Raw genomic sequence first — 1,743 nt, forward strand, 5'->3', positions numbered from 1 at the left:
CAGGTGCAGCCGCGAAGGCGTCTCGCCACCGCTGCGGAGAGTGATGGTGAGAATGCGGGCCTCAATCAGCCGCTCTTCCCGCATTCCCGTGCCTGTGTTGACAGGATAGGCCGGAAAACAAGCCGCGCTAAGGCTGAGGCGCAGAGCATGACCGCAAGGAATGCGAATACAGGTGGGCTGACAGGGAATCAGAATGGGGGTACTGGGCTGGGGATCCCGTAGGCGACAATAGCCTTGGGAAAAGTTATACACCTGCCCATCGGGCCTTACCACCGAGAGCACAGCGCAAAGATCGAAACTGGGGCTGTCGGCCTCCGCGTACACCTCCACAGCAATGTCCCCGACCAGAACCAGCTCGGCTTGCAGCGGCGGAGTGGTATAGGTGAGAACATCGGTGCGGCAGTCGAGGGCGGAGCGCTCTTGCGGCCCGGCAGGCTGAACTAGGTGGCCCCCCAAGGCCGGCACCGGTCGCCAGGGATCGTGAACAAACGTATCCGACTGTTGTGCAGGCGAGGGTTCAGGGCGAAGGGATCCCTCTGCTTCTGAAAGGGCAGCCAAGCCGGTGCTGTGTAGGTAAAAAGCTTTTGGCTCAGGGGTAGGCCAAGCATCAAAGCCGCGCCAGCGGTTGGATCCCATCTCGAACAGGCGTACCGGCGGCTCCTGGAGGATCCCTGTATCTTTGCCTTTGAGGAACTGGTCAAACCAGCGCACCTGCAGGCGATCGATGGGGCTGACAGCCTCTGGGCCAAAGTCCAACGCCCCCACTTTGCGCCCCCAAGGGAGATGGATCCAAGGGCCGATGATCAGGTATTGAGGGTTCTGGCTGCGGGCGCTCATTTCCTTGTAGAGGCGCAGGCTACCACTCAGGTAGCTGTCAAACCAGCCGGCAATGTGTAGCATCGGCAGATCCACCACCTCTAGACGGGGAGAGAGCTTGCGCCAGTATTCATCCGGCTCGCTGTGCTCCAGCCAGTCGAAGTAATAGGACTGGGGGGCATACTGCTGCAACACCCCCGGCTTGAGGGGGATAGGGTCGTAGAGGGGGAGATTGCGGGCAGCTTTCAAAAGCGCTTGGTAGGCATTGGCATCCTCCCTGAGACGCGCCCCTTCGGTCTCCAGTTGCAAGGCCCAACTGAGGTTGTTGTAGAAGGCAAAGGCCCCCCCTGGGTAAGCGGCATCGGCATAGAGATCGTAAGGCAGCATCGCCGGGCAGATGGCCTTCAAGGCGCTGGGACGGGTAGAAGCCGCATACAGCTGGGTCATGCCCTGATAAGAGAAGCCGTACATGCCCACTACGCCGTTGCTCCCCGGCAAGGCAGCCGCCCAATTGACGGCGTCAAACCCATCCTCCACCTCGTGGCGGAAGGGGTAAAAGGATCCTTTGGAAGTTCCCCGTCCGCGCACATCCTGGATGACCACAATGTACCCCTGGGCCGCATACCACCTGGGATGGGCATACACCACCGTCGAGGCAATGGCCCGCCCATAGGGCTGCCGCATCAGCAAAACCGGGTAGCTCCCCTCCCCTTGCGGGCGATAGACATCCGCGTCCAGTTGGATCCCGTCGCGGGTGAACATGGAAACAGTTTCGCGGGGGCGAACGGGCAACATGGCCTGGGTTGGGCTAGCGGATCTTGCCAAAGGGATACCAACCAAGGACAACCTAAGGGATCCCTGGGTGGATTCTTCCTAAGATAAAACAGAAGCCCTTATGAGAGCATGACTCTAGTCAATAATAAGCTC

1 protein-coding gene is annotated in these 1,743 nt (G+C 60.1%); it reads right to left on the reverse strand.

Going from position 1 to position 1,743, the window contains the following annotated elements; genetic code table 11:
- The coding region (locus NW856_RS09160) for a CocE/NonD family hydrolase (RefSeq protein WP_414399917.1) at window positions 1-1,662 on the reverse strand (1,662 nt) is incomplete at its 3' end.
- Window positions 1,663-1,743 lie beyond the last annotated feature (81 nt).

The sequence above is a fragment of the Synechococcus sp. R3-13 genome, assembly GCF_047462195.1.
In the GTDB taxonomy this organism is placed as follows: domain Bacteria; phylum Cyanobacteriota; class Cyanobacteriia; order Thermostichales; family Thermostichaceae; genus Thermostichus.